The following is a 2,557-nucleotide window of genomic DNA, read 5'->3' on the forward strand; positions in this document are numbered from 1 at the left end:
ACCACCCGCGCCCGGATCGCCGCGCGGTGCCCGGGTCGCCGATCCGTGCCGAGACCATGGACGAGCTGGTCGCCGCCGGGCTCGACCCGGCGCTGCTGGACTCGCCGGACGGGTGGTGGCCGACATGAACACGGTCCTAGCCGTGGTGTGCGGGCTCGGCGTCGCCGCCGGGGCGGTCCTGATCCGCAACGGATGGCAACGACGCCCACCCGAGCAGGCTCCCGCGTGGCGTCGGCCCCGGCCCGCCGCCTGGGCGCAGCACAGCATCCTGCCCGGCGCCGCCGCGGCCTGTGCGGCTCTGGGCACGGCAGTCGTCACCGGGTGGGTGGTCGGTGCGGTGCTGGCCGCGATGGCGGCATGGTGGCTGCCGCGGCTGCTCAGCCGCGACCGGAAACACGAACGCCGGGTCGCGCGGATCGAGGCGATCGCCGCGTGGACGGAAATGCTGCGCGACACCCTCGCCGCGGCCGCCGGGATCGAACAGGCCATCGTGGCGAGCGCACCGATCGCGCCGGAACCGATCCGTGCCGAGGTCACCACCCTCGCCGCCCGCCTCGAGGCCGGGCACCGCCTCGTCCCCACCCTCGAGCAGCTAGCCGAGGACCTGGACGACCCCAGCGCTGACCTCGTGGTGGCCGCCCTGTCCCAGGCCGCGCAGCGCCAAGCCAGCCGCCTCGGTGAGCTGCTGTCCACGCTCGCGCAATCGGCGCGGGACCAGGCCGGGATGCGCCTGCGCGTCGAGGCCGCCCGGGCACGCACCCGCACCTCGATCCGGGTGATCGTCATCACCACGCTTACGTTCGGCGTCGGACTGGTCGCCCTGAACCGGGAGTATCTGGACGCCTTCGACGACGCCACGGGCCAGGTAATTCTGCTCAGCGTGGGGGCTCTGTTCACTCTCGCGTTCGCCTGGCTGACCCGGATCGCCCGCATCGCGCAGCCGGCCCGGCTGTTCACCACCACCCCCACAGTCGCCGGTACGGGCGCATCGAATGGGCAGGGCGTGCCGTGATCGCCCCCATGGTGCTCGGTGCCGGGCTCGGGTTCGGGCTGTGGGCCGTGGCGGTGTGGGCGTTCCCGCCTCGCCCGCGCCTAGCGGTCGTGCTGGCCAGGCTGAACACGCCCGCGGCAACACCGATCCTCGCCACCGGCGACCATGGCCGCACCGCGCGGATGGTTGCGCCGCTGGTGCGGCTGCAGCAGGGACTGGGGCTGCCCGGCGAGTCGCTGCGTCGCGACCTCGCCGTCGCCGAGATCGGTGTCCAGGCGCATCTGGCGGTCAAAGCGGCCGGCTCCGTCGCCGGTCTGGCGGCGCCGCTGATCGCGAACCTGACGCTGAGCACCATCGGGGCCGGCTGGGGAACGCAGCTGCCCGTGCTGGCTGGCCTGACGCTGGCCGGGGTCGGCTTCGTCCTGCCTGACCTGCAGGTCCGCTCTCGCGCCGCCGCACGCCGAGGCGAGGTCCGCCACGCGTTGTCGGTCTATCTGGATCTGGTGGTGATCGCGCTCGCCGGCGGAGCCGGAGTCGACGCCGCGCTGCATGACGCGTCCCGCGTCGGCGACGGATGGGCCTTCACTCAGCTGCGCCGCGCCCTGGCCACCGCCAGGATCACCCGCACCAGCCCCTGGCACAGCCTGCGTCAACTCGGCGACGAGCTGGGCGTGACCGAGTTGGCCGAGCTGGCCGCCACCGCCTCACTGGCGGGAACCGAGGGAGCCAAGATCCGCAGCAGCCTCGCGACCAAAGCCGTCGTGCTGCGCACCCACCAACTCAGCGCCGCCGAAGCCGAAGCACAGTCGGCCACCGAACGGATGAGCCTGCCGCTGATGCTGTTGTTCCTCGCGTTCCTGATCTTCATCGGCTACCCCGCCATCGACCAGATCGTCCACAGCCTCTAGGAGGTCTCGACACGGCGCACCACGTCCACGAACGCCTCATCAGCACGAAAGGCAGACACTCATGACACGGCTCTACCTCACTCTCACCACCCGGCTGCGCCCGCAGCTCACCGGACTCGCCCGCCGCCTGCGGCGTGAGGACGGCTACTCAACCGAAGCCGTGCTGGCTACCGCGCTGCTCACGGCCCTGGCTTTAGCCGTGCTCGGGACGATCCTGTACAACGCCGTGGTCGACAAGGCCAACAGCATCGATCTCGGATAGACCACATGCCCGCCGCCGTCGACGCCCGCCCACCACCGGCGAGACACCACCGCACCGGTGGACGGCGCCCGCGGAGCGAGCGGGGCGCCGGGACGGTCCAACTCGTCGTCGCCACACCACTGCTGATGCTCCTGCTGCTGTGCATCGTGCAATTCGCGGTATGGTCCCACGCCACGCACATCGCCCAATCCGCGGCCGCACAAGGACTCGCCGCCGCACGCGTCGCCGACGGCACCGAAACCGCCGGCCACACCGTCGCCCAAGGCGTTCTCGACCAGCTCGCCGACGGCCCCCTGCACCACGCCAGCGTGACGGTGACACGCTCGGCCACCGTCGCCGTACGCATCAGCGGTGTCGCCGCGCGAGTCGTGCCCGGACTGCAGCTGCCCGTACACG

General features: G+C 72.2%; 4 protein-coding genes. All 4 read left to right on the plus strand.

Annotated features, from left to right (window positions below; genetic code table 11):
- Positions 1-124: 124 nt before the first annotated feature.
- On the plus strand, positions 125-1,012 hold the full coding sequence (locus ELR45_RS10620; protein ID WP_129665725.1) for a type II secretion system F family protein: 888 nt from the start codon (positions 125-127) through the stop codon (positions 1,010-1,012).
- Positions 1,009-1,899 carry a type II secretion system F family protein gene (locus ELR45_RS10625; protein ID WP_129665727.1) on the plus strand — a complete coding sequence of 297 codons (891 nt, stop codon included), beginning with the start codon at positions 1,009-1,011 and terminating at the stop codon, positions 1,897-1,899. The genes ELR45_RS10620 and ELR45_RS10625 overlap by 4 nt, the downstream gene beginning before the upstream one ends.
- Positions 1,900-1,960: 61 nt before the next feature.
- Entirely contained in the window at positions 1,961-2,161 is a 201-nt protein-coding gene (locus tag ELR45_RS10630; protein WP_129665729.1) for a hypothetical protein, read from the plus strand.
- A 5-nt stretch (positions 2,162-2,166) separates the two neighbouring features.
- On the plus strand, positions 2,167-2,557 hold a 391-nt coding region (locus ELR45_RS10635; RefSeq protein WP_129665892.1), incomplete at its 3' end, for a TadE/TadG family type IV pilus assembly protein.

The organism is Phytoactinopolyspora endophytica, assembly GCF_004138495.1.
In the GTDB taxonomy this organism is placed as follows: Bacteria; Actinomycetota; Actinomycetes; order Jiangellales; family Jiangellaceae; genus Phytoactinopolyspora; species Phytoactinopolyspora endophytica.